General features: G+C 62.8%; 27 protein-coding genes and 1 pseudogene. All 28 read right to left on the bottom strand.

The genetic code is table 11. The features are described from left to right. Positions 1-85: 85 nt before the first annotated feature. Positions 86-469, bottom strand: a complete 384-nt coding sequence (rplQ, locus tag R5H29_RS13890) for a 50S ribosomal protein L17 (RefSeq protein WP_005408217.1) — start codon at positions 467-469, stop codon at positions 86-88. Between the two features lie 190 nt (positions 470-659). Continuing rightward, positions 660-1,658 carry a DNA-directed RNA polymerase subunit alpha gene (locus R5H29_RS13885; protein WP_005408216.1) on the bottom strand — a complete coding sequence of 333 codons (999 nt, stop codon included), beginning with the start codon at positions 1,656-1,658 and terminating at the stop codon, positions 660-662. Positions 1,659-1,713: 55 nt separating this feature from the next. Then, entirely contained in the window at positions 1,714-2,343 is a 630-nt protein-coding gene (rpsD, locus tag R5H29_RS13880; RefSeq protein WP_004145446.1) for a 30S ribosomal protein S4, read from the bottom strand. Between the two features lie 15 nt (positions 2,344-2,358). Next, positions 2,359-2,748: a 30S ribosomal protein S11 gene (gene rpsK / locus R5H29_RS13875; RefSeq protein WP_004145443.1), complete on the bottom strand. Its 390-nt coding sequence runs from the start codon at positions 2,746-2,748 to the stop codon at positions 2,359-2,361. 11 nt (positions 2,749-2,759) lie between these two features. Then, positions 2,760-3,116 carry a 30S ribosomal protein S13 gene (gene rpsM, locus R5H29_RS13870; protein ID WP_004154500.1) on the bottom strand — a complete coding sequence of 119 codons (357 nt, stop codon included), beginning with the start codon at positions 3,114-3,116 and terminating at the stop codon, positions 2,760-2,762. A gap of 347 nt (positions 3,117-3,463) precedes the next feature. Next, positions 3,464-4,831 (bottom strand): preprotein translocase subunit SecY, encoded by a 1,368-nt coding sequence (secY, locus tag R5H29_RS13865; protein ID WP_005408215.1) that lies wholly within the window; start codon positions 4,829-4,831, stop codon positions 3,464-3,466. Positions 4,832-4,838: 7 nt separating this feature from the next. Beyond that, on the bottom strand, positions 4,839-5,282 hold the full coding sequence (rplO, locus tag R5H29_RS13860; RefSeq protein ID WP_004154498.1) for a 50S ribosomal protein L15: 444 nt from the start codon (positions 5,280-5,282) through the stop codon (positions 4,839-4,841). A 6-nt stretch (positions 5,283-5,288) separates the two neighbouring features. Beyond that, complete coding sequence (gene rpmD / locus R5H29_RS13855) at positions 5,289-5,480, bottom strand: 50S ribosomal protein L30 (protein ID WP_005408214.1); 192 nt, start codon at positions 5,478-5,480, stop codon at positions 5,289-5,291. Then, a complete protein-coding gene (gene rpsE / locus R5H29_RS13850) occupies positions 5,473-6,015 on the bottom strand; it encodes a 30S ribosomal protein S5 (protein WP_004154496.1) in 543 nt (180 codons plus the stop codon). The genes rpmD and rpsE overlap by 8 nt, the downstream gene beginning before the upstream one ends. Positions 6,016-6,176: 161 nt before the next feature. Continuing rightward, on the bottom strand, positions 6,177-6,536 hold the full coding sequence (rplR, locus tag R5H29_RS13845; RefSeq protein WP_026346969.1) for a 50S ribosomal protein L18: 360 nt from the start codon (positions 6,534-6,536) through the stop codon (positions 6,177-6,179). An 80-nt stretch (positions 6,537-6,616) separates the two neighbouring features. Continuing rightward, entirely contained in the window at positions 6,617-7,141 is a 525-nt protein-coding gene (gene rplF, locus R5H29_RS13840) for a 50S ribosomal protein L6 (RefSeq protein WP_019659576.1), read from the bottom strand. 18 nt (positions 7,142-7,159) lie between these two features. Then, entirely contained in the window at positions 7,160-7,558 is a 399-nt protein-coding gene (gene rpsH, locus R5H29_RS13835; RefSeq protein WP_021204581.1) for a 30S ribosomal protein S8, read from the bottom strand. A 258-nt stretch (positions 7,559-7,816) separates the two neighbouring features. Further along, complete coding sequence (gene rpsN / locus R5H29_RS13830) at positions 7,817-8,122, bottom strand: 30S ribosomal protein S14 (RefSeq protein ID WP_019659577.1); 306 nt, start codon at positions 8,120-8,122, stop codon at positions 7,817-7,819. Positions 8,123-8,140: 18 nt separating this feature from the next. Then, a complete protein-coding gene (gene rplE / locus R5H29_RS13825) occupies positions 8,141-8,683 on the bottom strand; it encodes a 50S ribosomal protein L5 (RefSeq protein ID WP_005415416.1) in 543 nt (180 codons plus the stop codon). Positions 8,684-8,694: 11 nt separating this feature from the next. Beyond that, on the bottom strand, positions 8,695-9,012 hold the full coding sequence (gene rplX, locus R5H29_RS13820; RefSeq protein ID WP_004154490.1) for a 50S ribosomal protein L24: 318 nt from the start codon (positions 9,010-9,012) through the stop codon (positions 8,695-8,697). Positions 9,013-9,028: 16 nt separating this feature from the next. After that, on the bottom strand, positions 9,029-9,397 hold the full coding sequence (gene rplN / locus R5H29_RS13815; RefSeq protein ID WP_010483978.1) for a 50S ribosomal protein L14: 369 nt from the start codon (positions 9,395-9,397) through the stop codon (positions 9,029-9,031). Between the two features lie 12 nt (positions 9,398-9,409). Beyond that, positions 9,410-9,679 (bottom strand): 30S ribosomal protein S17, encoded by a 270-nt coding sequence (gene rpsQ / locus R5H29_RS13810; protein WP_004154489.1) that lies wholly within the window; start codon positions 9,677-9,679, stop codon positions 9,410-9,412. A gap of 11 nt (positions 9,680-9,690) precedes the next feature. Next, complete coding sequence (rpmC, locus tag R5H29_RS13805) at positions 9,691-9,876, bottom strand: 50S ribosomal protein L29 (protein WP_004154487.1); 186 nt, start codon at positions 9,874-9,876, stop codon at positions 9,691-9,693. After that, on the bottom strand, positions 9,876-10,289 hold the full coding sequence (gene rplP, locus R5H29_RS13800; protein ID WP_004154486.1) for a 50S ribosomal protein L16: 414 nt from the start codon (positions 10,287-10,289) through the stop codon (positions 9,876-9,878). The genes rpmC and rplP overlap by 1 nt, the downstream gene beginning before the upstream one ends. A 5-nt stretch (positions 10,290-10,294) precedes the next feature. Further along, on the bottom strand, positions 10,295-11,029 hold the full coding sequence (rpsC, locus tag R5H29_RS13795) for a 30S ribosomal protein S3 (protein ID WP_005415414.1): 735 nt from the start codon (positions 11,027-11,029) through the stop codon (positions 10,295-10,297). 18 nt (positions 11,030-11,047) lie between these two features. Continuing rightward, positions 11,048-11,383 (bottom strand): 50S ribosomal protein L22, encoded by a 336-nt coding sequence (gene rplV, locus R5H29_RS13790; protein WP_004145348.1) that lies wholly within the window; start codon positions 11,381-11,383, stop codon positions 11,048-11,050. Positions 11,384-11,395: 12 nt separating this feature from the next. Further along, a complete protein-coding gene (gene rpsS, locus R5H29_RS13785; RefSeq protein WP_005415413.1) occupies positions 11,396-11,665 on the bottom strand; it encodes a 30S ribosomal protein S19 in 270 nt (89 codons plus the stop codon). 6 nt (positions 11,666-11,671) lie between these two features. Next, positions 11,672-12,499: a 50S ribosomal protein L2 gene (gene rplB / locus R5H29_RS13780; RefSeq protein WP_004145339.1), complete on the bottom strand. Its 828-nt coding sequence runs from the start codon at positions 12,497-12,499 to the stop codon at positions 11,672-11,674. A 10-nt stretch (positions 12,500-12,509) separates the two neighbouring features. Next, the gene (gene rplW / locus R5H29_RS13775) at positions 12,510-12,809 is read right to left on the bottom strand and encodes a 50S ribosomal protein L23 (RefSeq protein WP_004145338.1); all 300 of its coding nucleotides are present in this window, start codon (positions 12,807-12,809) and stop codon (positions 12,510-12,512) included. Beyond that, positions 12,806-13,411 carry a 50S ribosomal protein L4 gene (gene rplD, locus R5H29_RS13770; protein ID WP_019659578.1) on the bottom strand — a complete coding sequence of 202 codons (606 nt, stop codon included), beginning with the start codon at positions 13,409-13,411 and terminating at the stop codon, positions 12,806-12,808. The genes rplW and rplD overlap by 4 nt, the downstream gene beginning before the upstream one ends. 12 nt (positions 13,412-13,423) lie before the next feature. Then, positions 13,424-14,074, bottom strand: coding sequence for a 50S ribosomal protein L3 (rplC, locus tag R5H29_RS13765; RefSeq protein ID WP_004145336.1), 651 nt, complete (start codon positions 14,072-14,074; stop codon positions 13,424-13,426). Between the two features lie 11 nt (positions 14,075-14,085). Beyond that, positions 14,086-14,397 carry a 30S ribosomal protein S10 gene (rpsJ, locus tag R5H29_RS13760; RefSeq protein WP_005408208.1) on the bottom strand — a complete coding sequence of 104 codons (312 nt, stop codon included), beginning with the start codon at positions 14,395-14,397 and terminating at the stop codon, positions 14,086-14,088. 332 nt (positions 14,398-14,729) lie between these two features. Continuing rightward, positions 14,730-14,870, bottom strand: a pseudogene (tuf, locus tag R5H29_RS13755) (elongation factor Tu); the annotation flags it as partial.

The raw sequence follows: 14,870 nt of genomic DNA, 5'->3' as shown, positions 1-14,870 counted from the left end.
ACCGCCGGGGCCGCCCCCGCCGCTACCAGAACGCAAAAGCCCGGCAGAGGCCGGGCTTTCGCTGTGTCGCGTTGGAGCGGTCCGATTACTCGGCCACTTCCTCGGCCACGACCGGACGGTCGACCAGCTCGACGTAGGCCATCGGCGCGTTGTCGCCGGCGCGGAAACCGCACTTCAGCAGGCGCAGGTAGCCGCCCGGACGGTTCGCGTAGCGCGGGCCCAGGATGGTGAACAGGTTGCCCACCGCTTCGTTGTCGCGCAGGCGGGCGAAGGCCAGACGGCGGTTGGCGACGGAGTCGACCTTGGCCAGGGTGATCAGCGGCTCGGCAACGCGGCGCAGTTCCTTGGCCTTCGGCAGGGTGGTCTTGATCAGCTCGTGCTTGAACAGCGAGGCGGCCATGTTCTTGAACATCGCTTCGCGGTGGGCGCTGGTGCGGCTGAACTTACGGCCAGACTTCTGGTGACGCATGGTGATATTCCTTGGTTAATGATGAGGCTGTGCGGATCGTTGTCGCCATCCTGGCGTTGCTGCGCGGACTGCGGTTGGTCCTGGCCCTCCGTCCTGGACGGCCTGCCCGCGAACCTGCGGTTCGTCGTGGCGTGTTGTGTTGCGTTGAAGGCTCCACCGCGAACGGTGGAGCCTTCAGGCATTACCGATATCAGCCCAGCATGCCGTGGCTGGCGACGCCGGCCGGCGGCCAGTTCTCCAGCTTCATGCCGAGCGACAGGCCGCGCTGAGCCAGCACTTCCTTGATCTCGGTGAGCGACTTCTTGCCCAGGTTCGGGGTCTTCAGCAGCTCCACTTCGGTCTTCTGGATCAGATCGCCGATGTAGTAGATGCTTTCAGCCTTCAGGCAGTTGGCCGAACGCACGGTCAGCTCCAGATCGTCGATCGGGCGCAGCAGCACCGGATCCACGCCGTTGTTGGCCGGCTTGGCCGCACCGCGGTCGCGGTGGGTGAAGTCACCGAACACCGACAGCTGGTCGCTGAGGATGTCGGCGGCGGTGCGCACGGCTTCCTCGGCATCGATGGTGCCGTTGGTCTCGATATCGATGACCAGCTTGTCCAGGTCGGTACGCTGTTCGACGCGGGCCGCTTCCACGGCATAGGCGACGCGGCGGACCGGCGAGAACGAGGCATCCAGGACCAGGCGGCCGATGGCACGGGTTTCTTCGTCCGGACGACGACGCGCGGCAGCCGGCTGGTAGCCGAAACCACGTTCGATCTTCAGACGCATGTTGATCGCCGTGTCCTTGGTCAGGTGGCAGATCACATGGTCGCCGTTCAGGATCTCCACATTGTGGTCGACCTTGATGTCGGCAGCGGTGACAACGCCCGGGCCCTGCTTGGACAGGGACAGGGTGGCGCTGTCGCCGGAGTGCATACGGATGGCCACGTCCTTCAGGTTCAGCAGGACTTCGAGCACGTCCTCCTGCAGACCTTCGACCGTGGTGTACTCATGCAACACGCCGTCGATTTCGACTTCCGTGATGGCGAAGCCCGGGATGGACGACAGCAGCACGCGACGCAGGGCGTTGCCCAGCGTATGCCCGTAACCCCGCTCCAAAGGTTCGATAACGACCTTTGCACGGGTGTCGGTAAGGCGTTCGATCTGCGGACCGCGAGGACGCAGAACCTGGTTGGCGGTAACCGTCATGTTGCGGGTTCTCCTAGTGAACCCCCGGCCGTCGCCGGGGGCTCTCCAATGTGAATTACTTCGAATACAGCTCGACGATCAGCGCTTCGTTGATGTCCGCAGGCAGATCCGAACGATCCGGAACGGCCTTGAAGATGCCGGTGAACTTGCCGGAATCCACTTCAACCCACGACGGGCTCAGGTCATGCTGGGCGGCGACGGTCAGGGCTTCCTGGACGCGCAGCTGCTTGGCAGCCTTTTCAGACAGGGCGATGGCGTCGCCAGCCTTGACCTGGTACGAAGCCAGGTTGACCGACTTGCCATTCACGGTGACGCCGCGGTGCGACACCAGCTGACGAGCAGCCGGACGGGTCACGGCGAAGCCCATGCGGTAGACGACGTTGTCCAGGCGGGTTTCCAGCAGCTGCAGCAGGTTCTCGCCGGTGTTGCCCTTCTTGGTCGAGGCCTTCTTGTAGTAGTTGCGGAACTGACGCTCCAGCAGGCCGTAGATACGCTTGACCTTCTGCTTTTCACGCAGCTGGGTGGCGTAGTCGGACAGCTTGCCCTTGCGGGCAGTGGCGCCGTGCTGGCCGGGCTTCTGCTCCAGCTTGCACTTGGAGTCCAGCGCACGCGCCGGGCTCTTCAGGGACAGGTCGGCGCCTTCGCGACGGGCGAGCTTACAGGTAGGACCGATATAACGAGCCATTTCTTATCGCTCCCTTTAGACGCGACGCTTCTTCGGCGGACGGCACCCGTTGTGCGGGATGGGCGTCACGTCGATGATGTTGGTGATCTTGTAGCCGACGTTGTTCAGCGAACGCACGGCCGACTCACGGCCCGGACCCGGGCCCTTGATGCGGACTTCCAGCGACTTCACGCCGTAGTCCAGCGCAGCACGACCGGCCTTTTCAGCAGCCACCTGGGCAGCGAACGGGGTCGACTTGCGCGAACCGCGGAAGCCAGCGCCACCGGAGGTCGCCCACGACAGAGCATTGCCCTGACGGTCGGTGATGGTGACGATGGTGTTGTTGAACGAAGCGTGGACGTGGGCAACGCCGTCGGTGACGACGCGCTTGATCTTCTTCTTGGTCTTAGCAGCGGGCTTAGCCATTTCTCAGTCCCTTACTTCTTGATCGCCTTGCGCGGACCCTTGCGGGTGCGGGCGTTGGTACGGGTGCGCTGGCCACGCAGCGGGAGGCCACGACGGTGACGCAGGCCGCGGTAGCAGCCCAGGTCCATCAGGCGCTTGATCGCGATGCCGATCTCACGGCGCAGATCGCCTTCCACGATGTACTTGCCGACTTCGGCGCGCAGGCGCTCGATTTCCGGCTCCGACAGATCGCGGATCTTGGTGGTCGAAGCAACGCCTGCGACTTCGCAGACCTTCTTCGAACGGGTACGGCCGATGCCGTAAATGCTTTGCAACCCGACCCAGACGTGCTTCTGGGCTGGCAGGTTGACGCCTGCAATACGCGCCATGACGCGGTTCTCCAGCTGAGTGATGGCCGACAGCGCGCCTCGGGCACGCCAATCCGGCAGGATGGATCAAAAAAGTGAACTAGCGATACTAACAAGGTTCCGGTTTACATGGAAGCCCGTGAAACCACTGGTTTCATGAACCCGGCCTGGGGAGTGTGCCCAGGCTCCGGCGCCGGATGGGGTTGGACCCGGGGTATCCCCCGGGGCCGCCCGCGCTACTCCAGCGCGGGACCACCTCATCACACCCCCACCCGGAACCGCTGCGGGGGCCGCCCTTCGTTTGTGTGGCCGGAGTCCGCGAAGCGGAGGGACCATCACGTCAGGAAGACGAAAGTATAACAGGCCAATCAGCCGCGGGCAAAACCGCCGCGGTTGCCGCCCTTCAGGTTGGCCTTTTTCAGCAGGCTCTCGTACTGGTGGGACATCAGGTGCGCCTGCACCTGGGCAATGAAGTCCATCACCACCACCACCACGATCAGCAGCGAAGTACCGCCGAAGTAGAACGAGGCGTTCAGCTGCGTGCGCATCAGTTCCGGCAGCAGGCAGACGATCACCAGATAGGCCGAGCCGGCTGCGGTCAGGCGGGTCAGTACACCGTCGATGTAATCGGCGGTGGCCTTGCCCGGACGGATGCCCGGAATCAGCGCGCCCGACTTCTTCAGGTTGTCAGCGGTTTCCTGGGAGTTGAACACCAGCGCGGTATAGAAGAACGCGAAACCGGTGATCAGCGCAGCGAACACGATCATGTGCAGCGGCTCGCCCGGGCCCAGGGCATTGGCGACCTTCTGCAGGACCTGGCCGAAGCTGCTCTGGTTGGCCGCCTGGCCGGACCACATGGCCAGGGTGGCCGGGAAGGCCAGCAGGCTCGAGGCGAAGATTGCCGGAATGACGCCGGCCATGTTGAGCTTCAGCGGCAGGAACGAGGTCTGGTTCATGTACGCGTTGCGACCGCCCTGGCGGCGTGCGTAGTTGACCGTGATCCGGCGCTGGCCACGCTCGACGAACACCACGAAGAAGGTGAACGCGAGCACGACAATGGCGATCAGCAGCAGCTGGATGAACTGGATGTTGCCGTCGCGGTAGGCGTCGAAGGTGTGGATGATCGCACCCGGCAGGCCAGCGACGATACCGGCAAAGATGATCAGCGACACGCCGTTGCCGATGCCGCGCTCGGTGACCTGCTCACCGACCCACATCAGGAACATGGTGCCGGCGGTCAGCGCGACCACGGCGGTGAGCACGAAGCCCATGCCCGGCGCATACACGACCGGAGCGCCCGACGGCGAGACCTGGCCCTGCAGGGCCAGTGCGATCGAACCGCCCTGCACCACTGCCAGCAGCACGGCGCCGATGCGCGAATACTGGGTGATCTTGCGGCGGCCGGACTCACCTTCCTTCTGCATCGCCTTCAGGGCGGGGAAGATGTGCACGGCCAGCTGCATCACGATCGATGCCGAGATGTACGGCATCACGTTCAGCGCGAAGATGCTGAAACGGTGCAGGGCGCCGCCCGAGAACATGTTGAACATGTCCACGATGCCGCCGCCCTGCTGTTGCATCATGGCAAGCATGGCATCGGGATTGACGCCCGGCACCGGCACGTAGCAGCCGATGCGATAGACGATCAAAGCCCCGACGACGAACAGCAAACGTTGGCGAAGTTCAGTGAACTTGCCCATTCCGCCCGCGAGGTTACCGATGCCAGCTTGCGCCATGATTTTCTTACTCCGTTACGCTGCCGCCGGCAGCTTCGATCGCGGCCTTGGCACCCGCCGTGGCAGCAATACCCTTCAGGGTGAACGCCTTGGTCACTTCGCCCTTGACGACGACCTTGGCCTTCTTGGCAGTGCTCGGAACCAGCTTGGCAGCACGCAGGGCGGCGAAGTCGATCTCACCGGCCGGCAGCTTGTCCAGTGCGTACAGCAGCACTTCAGCGGTGTCCTTGGCGATCGGCGAACGGAAGCCGATCTTCGGCAGACGACGCTGCATGGGGGTCTGGCCGCCTTCGAAGCCAGCCTTGATCTTGCCGCCACCCTTGCGGGCGAACGAACCCTTGTGGCCGCGGCCGGCAGTCTTGCCCAGGCCCGAGCCGATACCGCGACCGACGCGGGTACGCTCGGTGCGGGCGCCCGGTGCCGGGCTCAGTTCATTGAGACGCAGAGTCATGGTCGATTACTCCTCAACCTGGACGAGGTACTGAACCTTGTTGATCAGGCCGCGCACCTGCGGGCTGTCCTTCAGTTCACGCACATCGTTGAGCTTGTTCAGGCCCAGCGCACGCACCGACAGGCGGTGACGCGACTGGGTGCCACGCAGGCCACGCACCAGGCGGACCTTGACAGTCTTGTTGGACTCATTAGCCATGGTTGAGTTCCTCCACCTTCTTGCCGCGCTTGGCCGCGATGCGAGCCGGCGACTGTGCAGCAGCCAGGCCCTTCACGGTGGCACGCACCAGGTTGATCGGGTTGCGCGAACCGGTGGCCTTGGCCAGCACGTTCTTCACGCCAACGGCTTCCAGCACGGCGCGCATGGCACCGCCGGCGATCACGCCGGTACCTTCCGAAGCCGGCTGCATGAACACGCGGGCTGCGCCGTGACCATCCTTGATGGTGTGCCACAGGGTGCCGTTGTTCAGGTCAACGCTGACCAGGTTCTTGCGGGCCTGTTCCATCGACTTCTGGATGGCAACCGGCACTTCGCGGGCCTTGCCATAGCCGAAACCGACCTTGCCTTCGCCGTCGCCGACGACGGTCAGGGCGGTGAAGGTGAACTGGCGGCCACCCTTGACGGTCTTGCTGACGCGGTTGACCGCGACCAGCTTTTCGATCATGCCGTCGTCGATCTTCTCTTCGCGGTTACGGTCGCGATCGCGACCCCGCTGCTGACGCTCTTCTGCCATGTTGATTCCTTGGTTGTTTGGGTATGTACGGCTCGAAGCCGCTTATGGTTGTGGCGTGACGCGTTGTTCCGGTGGGCCGCTGCAGAAGAGCGGCGCCGTCCAGCCTCACTCAGGCTGGCGAGCAGGTGGGCAGGAGGCCAATGGCCCCCTGCCCTTGTCCCTTAGAACTGCAGGCCGGCTTCGCGGGCGGCTTCTGCCAGGGCCTTGATGCGGCCGTGGTAGCGGTAGCCCGAACGATCGAAGGCAACCTTCTCGATGCCGGCGGCCTTGGCGCGCTCGGCAACGATGCGGCCAACCTTGGCAGCAGCATCGGCGTTCTTGCCGTTCTTCAGGCCTTCGATGACGTCGGCCTGGGTGGTGTTGGCAGCAGCCAGCACCTTGGAGCCGTCGGCGGTGAAGACCTGGGCGTACAGGTGCTGGCCGGTGCGCAGCACCGACAGGCGGGCGACGCCGAGCTCACGGATGTGGGCACGGGTCGACTTGGCGCGACGCAGGCGGGCGATGTTCTTGTTCATTTTGATTATTCCTTGAAAGCTGAAGGAAGAGCTTTTCCCTGAGAAGTCCGCACAGGGATGTGCGGGCTCTTGCGAGGGACTCGCGCTTATGCCTTCTTGGCTTCCTTACGGATGATGACTTCGTCGGAGTACTTCACGCCCTTGCCCTTGTACGGTTCCGGCTTGCGGAACGCACGGATCTTGGCGGCAACTTCACCGACGACCTGCTTGTCAGCGCCCTGGACCAGGATCTCGGTCTGGGTCGGGGTCGACAGCGTGATGCCTTCCGGCGCCACGAACACGACCGGGTGCGAGAAGCCCAGCGACAGGTTCAGGTCCTTGCCCTGCATGGCAGCGCGGTAACCCACGCCCACCAGCTCCAGCTTGCGCTCGAAGCCTTCGGACACGCCCTTGACCATGTTGGACAGGATCGCACGCACGGTACCGGTCAGTGCGACCAGGTCGGCGCTTTCGGTGCTCAGGGTGGCAACGCCGTTGTCGACGTTGATGGCAATACCGGCCGGCTTGGCCAGCGACAGGGTGCCCTTCGGGCCCTTGGCGGTGACGCTGTCCGACTGGACGTTCAGTTCAACCTTACCCAGGGTGATCGGCTTCTTGGCTACGCGGGACATAGTTCTACTCCTTTCGCCTTAGGCCACGAAGCACAGGACTTCGCCGCCGACGCCCAGCTGGCGCGCCTGCGCATCAGTCATGATGCCCTTGGAGGTGGAAATGATGGAGATACCCAGGCCGTTCATGACCTTCGGCAGCTCGCTCTTGCCGCGGTACTGGCGCAGGCCCGAACGCGAGAAGCGCTTCAGGGTCGCGATGACCGGCTTGCCTTCGAAATACTTCAGCACGATTTCCAGCTCGGACTTGTTGTTTTCCAGCTGGGTCACGCGCAGGTCGGCGATGTAACCCTCGTCCTTCAGGACCTGGGCGATCGCAACCTTGATCTTGGACGACGGGGCTTTCACCGTCTGCTTGCCCACCGCGGCCGCATTCTTGATGCGGACCAGCAGGTCGGCGATGGGATCAGTCATGCTCATATGAGTACCTTTGAGTGCACCGATATCCGCTTTCGCGAAAATCTGTTGTCTCCTGGAAACGGGCCAGGTCCCTTGATGCAGCGGGCCGGAAGCCCACTCCTACGACCCCGTTTGCGCAGGGCAAGACGCGGGAGTATACGCCAAAAGAGCCCGGCTTGCGCCGGGCTCCTCGGTTTTTTTGCGTCGGGAAAGCTGAATGCCTCCCCTGCCCGGTTCAGGAACCCCCGAAGGGGCTCCTGATCGCAGGGCCGGCTGGGGTTACCAGCTGGCCTTGCGCAGACCCGGCACGTCGCCACGCATGGTGGCTTCACGCAGCTTGTTACGGCCCAGGCCGAACTTGCTGTAGACGCCACGCGGACGACCCGACAGCTCGCAACGATTACGCTGGCGGCTCGGCGACGAATCGCGCGGCAGCTTGGCCAGCTTGGTTGCGGCCTCGATCTTCTCTTCGTAGGTCGCGTCCACGGAGGACACGATCTTCTTCAGAGCCGCACGCTTTTCAGCGTACTTCTTGGCCAGCTTTTCCCGCTTGATGTCGCGGTTGACCATGGAGGTCTTTGCCATTTCGGTTTCCTCGACAGATCAGTTACGGAACGGGAACTTGAACGCTGCCAGCAGCGCCTTCGCTTCCGCATCGGTCTTCGCAGTGGTGGTGATGGCGATATCCATGCCGCGGATCGCGTCGACGGCGTCGAAGTCGATTTCCGGGAAGATGATCTGTTCCTTCACACCCATGTTGAAGTTGCCGCGGCCGTCGAAGGAACGGCCGGAAACACCACGGAAGTCGCGCACGCGCGGCAGCGAGATGTTGATCAGGCGGTCCAGGAACTCGTACATCTTGTGGCGACGCAGCGTGGTCTTGCAGCCGATCGGCCAACCATCACGGATCTTGAACGACGCGACCGAGATACGCGACTTGGTGACAACCGGCTTCTGGCCGGAAATCTTGGTCATGTCCGCGACGGCGTTTTCCAGGATCTTCTTGTTGGTGGCAGCCTCGCCGACACCCATGTTCAGGGTGACCTTGACGAGCTTCGGTACTTCCATCGGATTGGTGTAGCCGAACTGCTTCATCAGCGCCGGCACCACTTCTTCCTTGTAGATCTTTTCGAGACGGGAAGTCATCTTCACATTCCTCAGGCGTCGAGCGCCTCACCGCTGGAGCGGAACACACGCAGTTTGCGTCCATCCTCCAGCACCTTGAAGCCAACGCGTTCGCCCTTGCCCGAAGCCGGGTTCAGCACGTTCACGTTGGAGATATGGATCGAAGCTTCGCGCTCGACCACGCCGCCGGCAACACCTGCCTGCGGGTTCGGCTTGGTGTGGCGCTTGACGATGTTCACGTTGGCGACGACCACACGGTCGCCGTCGACGCGGACGACTTCGCCCTGCTTGCCCTTGTCCTTGCCAGCGTTGACGACAACCTGGTCGCCCTTCTTGATACGGTTAGCCATGATTATCTCCTGTCGCTCACAGCACTTCGGGAGCGAGCGAGACGATCTTCATGAACTTCTCCGAACGAAGTTCACGGGTCACCGGCCCGAAGATACGGGTACCGATCGGCTCCTGCTTGTTGTTCAGCAGGACGGCCGCGTTGCCGTCGAAGCGGATCAGCGAACCGTCGGCGCGACGCACACCCTTGCGGGTACGCACCACGACGGCGTCATACACTTCACCCTTCTTGACCTTGCCGCGCGGAATCGCATCCTTCACGGTGACCTTGATGATGTCGCCGATGCCGGCGTAACGGCGCTTGGAACCACCCAGCACCTTGAAGCACATCACCTGCTTGGCACCCGAATTGTCCGCGACGTCAAGGTAGCTCTGCATCTGGATCATGATTCAGACTCCTTATTCAGCCGCACGCGTGATGACTTCCACCACGCGCCAGTTCTTGGTCTTGGACATCGGAGCAATCTCGGTCACGCGGACGACATCGCCTTCCTTGCAGGCGTTGTCGGCATCGTGGGCGTGCAGCTTGGTCGAGCGCTTGATGTACTTGCCGTACAGCGCGTGCTTGACCTGACGCTCAACCAGGACGGTAACCGTCTTGTCCATCTTGTTGCTGACGACACGGCCTTCGACCGTGCGCAGCGTCTTCTTTTCAGTATTGTCGCTCATAGCGGCCATCCTTACTTCGTGCTGCCGAGCAGGGTCTTGACGCGAGCAATCTCGCGACGGACCCGGCGAATGTCGTGGGTCTTCGGCAGCTGGCCGGTGACCTGCTGCATACGGACAGAGAACTGTTCCTTACGCAGGTCGATCAGGTGGGCCTTGAGTTCGTCAGCCGACTTTTCACGGAGAGTTTTGATATCCATCAGCGCACCGTACGGGTCACGAAAGTGGTGGTGACCGAGAGCTTGGCGGCGGCCAGGCGGAACGCCTCGCGAGCCACTTCCTCGGAAACACCCTCGATTTCATAGATCATGCGGCCGGGCTGGATCTGGGCCACCCAGTATTCCACGTTACCCTTACCCGAACCCATTCGGACTTCGATGGGCTTCTTGGTGATGGGCTTGTCGGGGAACACGCGGATCCACATCTTGCCGCCGCGCTTGACGTAGCGGCTGATCGAGCGGCGGGCCGCTTCGATCTGGCGCGCGGTCAGCTGACCGTGTGCGGTTGCCTTCAGGCCGTATTCGCCGAAGCTGACAGCGTTGGCGCTCCAGCTCAGGCCATCGTTACGGCCCTTGTGTACCTTGCGGTACTTGGTTCGCTTGGGTTGCAACATTGTCGTTACCTCGCTTCACGGGCCGGGCGCTGACGGTCACCACGGTCGCCGCGATCGTGACGATCGTTGCGCGACGGGGTGTCGTCCTGCTTTTCCTGGCCAACCTGGGAGAAATCGAAGACCTCGCCCTTGTAGATCCAGACCTTGATGCCGATGATGCCGTAGGTCGTCTTGGCTTCAGCGAAGCCATAGTCGATGTCGGCACGCAGGGTGTGCAGCGGCACGCGGCCTTCGCGGTACCACTCCGAACGGGCGATTTCTGCACCGTTGAGGCGGCCACCGACGTTGACCTTGATGCCCAGGGCACCCAGGCGCATCGCGTTGCCGACCGAGCGCTTCATTGCACGGCGGAACATGATGCGACGCTCCAGCTGCTGGGCGATCGACTCGGCAACGAGCTGCGCGTCCAGTTCCGGCTTGCGCACTTCGGTGACGTTGATGTGCGCCGGGACGCCCATCATCTCGCTCACTTCCTTGCGCAGCTTCTCGATGTCCTCACCGCGCTTGCCGATCACCACGCCCGGACGGGCGGTGTGGATCGTCACGCGAGCGGTCTTGGCCGGACGCTCGATCAGGATCTTGCTGATGCCGGCCTGGGCCAGCTTCTTGCGCAGCATGTCGCGCACTTTCAGGTCGGCTGCCAGGTAACCGGCGAACTCGGCCTTGTTGGCGTACCACTTGGAGTTCCAGTCCTTGGAAATGCCGAGGCGGATACCAATCGGATGAACTTTATGACCCATGGTCTTTTCCTTATCCGCTTACTTGGCGGCGCCCACAACCACAGTGATGTGGCTGGTGCGCTTGAGGATGCGGGTACCGCGGCCTTTCGCCCGCGCCATGAAACGCTTCAGGGTCGGACCTTCATCAACCATGATGGTCTGAACCTTCAGCTCGTCGACGTCGGCGCCCTGGTTGTTCTCGGCATTGGCAATAGCCGACTCCACCACCTTCTTGATCAGGTGGGCAGCCTTCTTGTCCGAGAACTTCAGCAGGTTGACCGCACGTTCGGCCGGCAGACCGCGCACCTGGTCAGCGACCAGACGAGCCTTCTGCGGGGAGATGCGCGCAGTGCGCAGGATGGCTTTCGCTTCCATTGTCATCTCTCCTTACTTGCCCGACTTCTTGTCACCACCGTGACCCTTGAAGGTCCGGGTGATGGCAAATTCGCCGAGCTTGTGGCCGACCATGTTCTCGTTGACGAGAACCGGGATGTGGTTCTTGCCGTTATGCACGGCAATGGTGATGCCTACCATGTCAGGCAGGATCATCGAACGGCGCGACCAGGTCTTGATCGGCTTCTTGCTGCCCGCAGCGGCCTCCACCTTCTTGACGAGGTGGTGATCGACGAACGGGCCCTTCTTGAGTGAACGTGCCATGGTCGATTAGCCCCTACGATCGCGGACGATGAACTGCTGAGTGCGCTTGTTATGGCGCGTCTTGTAACCCTTGGTCGGGACACCCCACGGGGTGACCGGATGCGGGTTACCCTGGCCGGCCTTGGCCTCACCACCACCGTGCGGGTGGTCAACCGGGTTCATGGCAGCACCACGAACGGTCGGGCGGACGCCGCGCCAACGCTTGGCACCGGCCTTGCCCAGCTTTTCCAGGCTGTGCTCGTCGTTGCCGACTTCGCCGATGGTGGCGCAGCACTCGACCGGCACCTTGCGCATTTCACCCGAGCGCAGGCGCAGGGTGGCGTAGATGCCTTCGCGGGCCACCAGCTGCACGGCCGCACCGGCGGCGCGGGCGATCTGAGCGCCCTTGCCGGGCTTCAGTTCGATGCAGTGGATGGTGGTACCGACCGGGATGTTGCGCAGCGGCAGGGTGTTGCCAGCCTTGATCGGGGCATCCGAACCAGCGATCACCTGATCACCGGCCTTCAGGCCCTTCGGGGCGATGATGTAGCGGCGCTCACCGTCGACGTAGCACAGCAGGGCGATGTGGGCGGTGCGGTTCGGATCGTATTCGATGCGTTCCACGCGCGCCGGGATGCCCAGCTTGTTGCGCTTGAAGTCGATGATGCGGTAGTGCTGCTTGGCACCACCACCGACGTGACGCACGGTGATGCGGCCATGGTGGTTACGACCACCCGAGCGGCTCTGCGACTCGACCAGGGCAGCGTGCGGAGCACCCTTGTGCAGGTCGGGAGTGACCACGCGCACGGCCGAACGGCGGCCGGGGGAAGTGGGCTTGAATTTCATCAATGGCATGGGATGTACCTCAGGCCTTGGCCGTTACATCGATCGACTGGCCATCGGCCAGGCGAACGTACGCCTTGCGCCAATCGCCGCGGCGGCCAGCACGGTTACGGAAGGACTTGTTCTTGCCCTTGACGTTGACCACGTTGACAGCTTCGACCTTGACGTCGAACAGCTGCTCAACCGCGGCCTTTACATCGGCCTTGGTGGCTTCGTTCGAAACTTCGAAGACATACTGGTTGGAGAGTTCCTGCAGGCGCGCGGTCTTTTCGGAGACACGCGGGGCACGCAGCACGCTGAAGATTTTTTCGTTGCTGTTCATGCCAGCCACTCCTCGACCTTCTTGACCGCGTCAGCGGTGATGACGACCGTGTCGGCACCCACCAGCGAGACCGGATCCAGGCCCTGGACGTCACGCACCTGCACGTACGGCAGATTGCGGGCGGACAGGTACAGGTGCTCGGACGCTTCTTCGGTGACGATCAGCGGGCGCTTGCCCACTTCCAGGCCGGCCAGCTTGGCGACCAGACCCTTCGTGTTGGTCACTTCGACGTCGAAGGACTCCACGATGGTCAGACGGCCCTGACGGTTCAGCTCGGACAGGATCGCGCACATGGCGGCACGGTACTGCTTACGATTGACCTTCTGCTCGAAGCTGCGCGGCTTGGCCGCGAAGGTGACACCGCCGCCGACGAAGATCGGAGCCGTCAGTGCGCCATGACGCGCGCCGCCGCCCTTCTGCTTCTTCGACTTCTTGGTGGTACCAGCCACTTCGGAGCGAGTCTTCTGTGCCTTGGTGCCGGCGCGACCGGCGTTGCGGTAAGCAACGACGACCTGGTGGACCAGATCTTCGCTGAAATCGCGACCGAACACGGCTTCGGAGACCGAGACCTTGTTGTTGCTACCCGTGATAACGAGTTCCATCGTCATCTCTCCTTATGCCTTGCTCGCCGGACGGACGATCACATCGCCACCGGCCGCGCCCGGAACGGCGCCGCGAACGGCGATCAGACCGCGCTCGACGTCGACCTTGACCACTTCCAGGTTCTGGGTGCTCTGCTGCACCGCGCCCATGTGGCCCGACATCTTCTTGCCCGGGAAAACGCGACCCGGGGTCTGGCGCTGACCCAGCGAACCCGGCGCGCGATGCGACAGCGAGTTACCGTGGGTTGCATCGCCCATACGGAAGTTGTGGCGCTTGATGGTGCCCTGGAAGCCCTTACCCTTGGTGACACCCTGGACGTCGACGATCTGGCCGACTTCGAAGATGTCCGCCTTGACTTCGCCGCCAACGGCGAAATCGCCGAGCTGCGCGTCTTCAACGCGGAATTCCCACAGGCCACGACCCGCTTCCACCTTCGCCTTGGCGAAGTGGCCGGCTTCCGGCTTGTTGACCAGGGCAGCGCGACGCGCGCCGACGGTCACCTGCACGGCGCTGTAGCCGTCGGTTTCGACGGTCTTGATCTGCGCGATGCGGTTCGGGGTTGCTTCGATCAGGGTCACCGGGATGGAGCGGCCATCTTCAGTGAACACGCGGCTCATGCCGGCCTTGCGGCCCACGAAGCCCAACGAATACTTCTTCGTCATGGTCGTAGTCCTCAGGTCAGCTTGATCTGAACGTCGACGCCGGCAGCCAGTTCGAGCTTCATCAGCGCGTCCACGGTCTTGTCATTCGGGTCAACGATATCGAGCACGCGCTTGTGCGTGCGGGTCTCGTACTGGTCACGCGCGTCCTTGTCGACGTGCGGGGAGACGAGAACGGTGTAGCGCTCGATCTTGGTCGGCAGCGGGATCGGGCCACGCACTTGCGCGCCGGTCCGCTTTGCCGTTTCAACGATCTCGCTGGCCGAACGGTCGATCAGACGATGATCGAACGCTTTCAGCCGGATCCGGATCTTTTGGTCCGCCATGGCGGTAGGTTCCTTCGTTAAAAGAGCGACAGACAAAGCCTCTGGGTTGCTTTGCCCCATGAAATTCCTGAATACGGACGGCCCACACTCCTGCAGGCCGACAAGGTCACTCCATAGACCTCAAAAACGTAGGCAGACCAGTTTCCCGGCCTGCCCAGACGTAGAAGCATAATGGCACACAAGGCAGCTGTCAACAGTCGCCTGTTGACGCCGCCTGAATGGCATTGACCCTTCCTGGTCCGGGGAACACAAGGCACATCCTGTGCCTGCTTTCCCATTTGATACGCCCCGATGCCCTACCCAGGCAACATCGGGGCGCAGATACTACCAGATTACTCGATGATCTTCGAGACCACGCCGGCGCCGACGGTGCGGCCGCCTTCGCGGATGGCGAAGCGCAGGCCTTCGTCCATCGCCACCGGGTTGATCAGGGTGACGACCATCTTGACGTTGTCACCCGGCATCACCATTTC

Source organism: Stenotrophomonas sp. A3_2 (assembly GCF_036624925.1).
In the GTDB taxonomy this organism is placed as follows: Bacteria; Pseudomonadota; Gammaproteobacteria; order Xanthomonadales; family Xanthomonadaceae; genus Stenotrophomonas; species Stenotrophomonas hibiscicola.
The sequence above is the reverse complement of the archived record's forward strand: the minus strand, read 5'-3'. Positions and strand labels throughout refer to the sequence as shown.

What these genes read in the sequence shown, in the direction of transcription:
- rpsC (WP_005415414.1), bottom strand. Translation starts at nt 11,029, where the DNA reads ATGGGTCATAAAGTTCATCCGATTGGTATCCGCCTCGGCATTTCCAAG.
- rplC (WP_004145336.1), bottom strand. Translation starts at nt 14,074, where the DNA reads ATGACGAAGAAGTATTCGTTGGGCTTCGTGGGCCGCAAGGCCGGCATG.
- rpmC (WP_004154487.1), bottom strand. Translation starts at nt 9,876, where the DNA reads ATGGATATCAAAACTCTCCGTGAAAAGTCGGCTGACGAACTCAAGGCC.
- rpmD (WP_005408214.1), bottom strand. Translation starts at nt 5,480, where the DNA reads ATGGCTAATGAGTCCAACAAGACTGTCAAGGTCCGCCTGGTGCGTGGC.
- rpsN (WP_019659577.1), bottom strand. Translation starts at nt 8,122, where the DNA reads ATGGCAAAGACCTCCATGGTCAACCGCGACATCAAGCGGGAAAAGCTG.
- rpsM (WP_004154500.1), bottom strand. Translation starts at nt 3,116, where the DNA reads ATGGCGCGTATTGCAGGCGTCAACCTGCCAGCCCAGAAGCACGTCTGG.
- rplN (WP_010483978.1), bottom strand. Translation starts at nt 9,397, where the DNA reads ATGATCCAGATGCAGAGCTACCTTGACGTCGCGGACAATTCGGGTGCC.
- rplO (WP_004154498.1), bottom strand. Translation starts at nt 5,282, where the DNA reads ATGACTCTGCGTCTCAATGAACTGAGCCCGGCACCGGGCGCCCGCACC.
- rplB (WP_004145339.1), bottom strand. Translation starts at nt 12,499, where the DNA reads ATGCCATTGATGAAATTCAAGCCCACTTCCCCCGGCCGCCGTTCGGCC.
- rplW (WP_004145338.1), bottom strand. Translation starts at nt 12,809, where the DNA reads ATGAACAGCAACGAAAAAATCTTCAGCGTGCTGCGTGCCCCGCGTGTC.
- R5H29_RS13885 (WP_005408216.1), bottom strand. Translation starts at nt 1,658, where the DNA reads ATGACGGTTACCGCCAACCAGGTTCTGCGTCCTCGCGGTCCGCAGATC.
- rpsS (WP_005415413.1), bottom strand. Translation starts at nt 11,665, where the DNA reads ATGGCACGTTCACTCAAGAAGGGCCCGTTCGTCGATCACCACCTCGTC.
- rpsK (WP_004145443.1), bottom strand. Translation starts at nt 2,748, where the DNA reads ATGGCTAAGCCCGCTGCTAAGACCAAGAAGAAGATCAAGCGCGTCGTC.
- rplX (WP_004154490.1), bottom strand. Translation starts at nt 9,012, where the DNA reads ATGGCTAACCGTATCAAGAAGGGCGACCAGGTTGTCGTCAACGCTGGC.
- rpsQ (WP_004154489.1), bottom strand. Translation starts at nt 9,679, where the DNA reads ATGAGCGACAATACTGAAAAGAAGACGCTGCGCACGGTCGAAGGCCGT.
- rplP (WP_004154486.1), bottom strand. Translation starts at nt 10,289, where the DNA reads ATGTTGCAACCCAAGCGAACCAAGTACCGCAAGGTACACAAGGGCCGT.
- rpsE (WP_004154496.1), bottom strand. Translation starts at nt 6,015, where the DNA reads ATGGCAGAAGAGCGTCAGCAGCGGGGTCGCGATCGCGACCGTAACCGC.
- rplE (WP_005415416.1), bottom strand. Translation starts at nt 8,683, where the DNA reads ATGACTTCCCGTCTCGAAAAGATCTACAAGGAAGAAGTGGTGCCGGCG.
- rplF (WP_019659576.1), bottom strand. Translation starts at nt 7,141, where the DNA reads ATGTCCCGCGTAGCCAAGAAGCCGATCACCCTGGGTAAGGTTGAACTG.
- rpsH (WP_021204581.1), bottom strand. Translation starts at nt 7,558, where the DNA reads ATGAGCATGACTGATCCCATCGCCGACCTGCTGGTCCGCATCAAGAAT.
- rplD (WP_019659578.1), bottom strand. Translation starts at nt 13,411, where the DNA reads ATGGAACTCGTTATCACGGGTAGCAACAACAAGGTCTCGGTCTCCGAA.
- rplV (WP_004145348.1), bottom strand. Translation starts at nt 11,383, where the DNA reads ATGGAAGCGAAAGCCATCCTGCGCACTGCGCGCATCTCCCCGCAGAAG.
- secY (WP_005408215.1), bottom strand. Translation starts at nt 4,831, where the DNA reads ATGGCGCAAGCTGGCATCGGTAACCTCGCGGGCGGAATGGGCAAGTTC.
- rplQ (WP_005408217.1), bottom strand. Translation starts at nt 469, where the DNA reads ATGCGTCACCAGAAGTCTGGCCGTAAGTTCAGCCGCACCAGCGCCCAC.
- rpsJ (WP_005408208.1), bottom strand. Translation starts at nt 14,397, where the DNA reads ATGGCGGACCAAAAGATCCGGATCCGGCTGAAAGCGTTCGATCATCGT.
- rpsD (WP_004145446.1), bottom strand. Translation starts at nt 2,343, where the DNA reads ATGGCTCGTTATATCGGTCCTACCTGTAAGCTCGCCCGTCGCGAAGGC.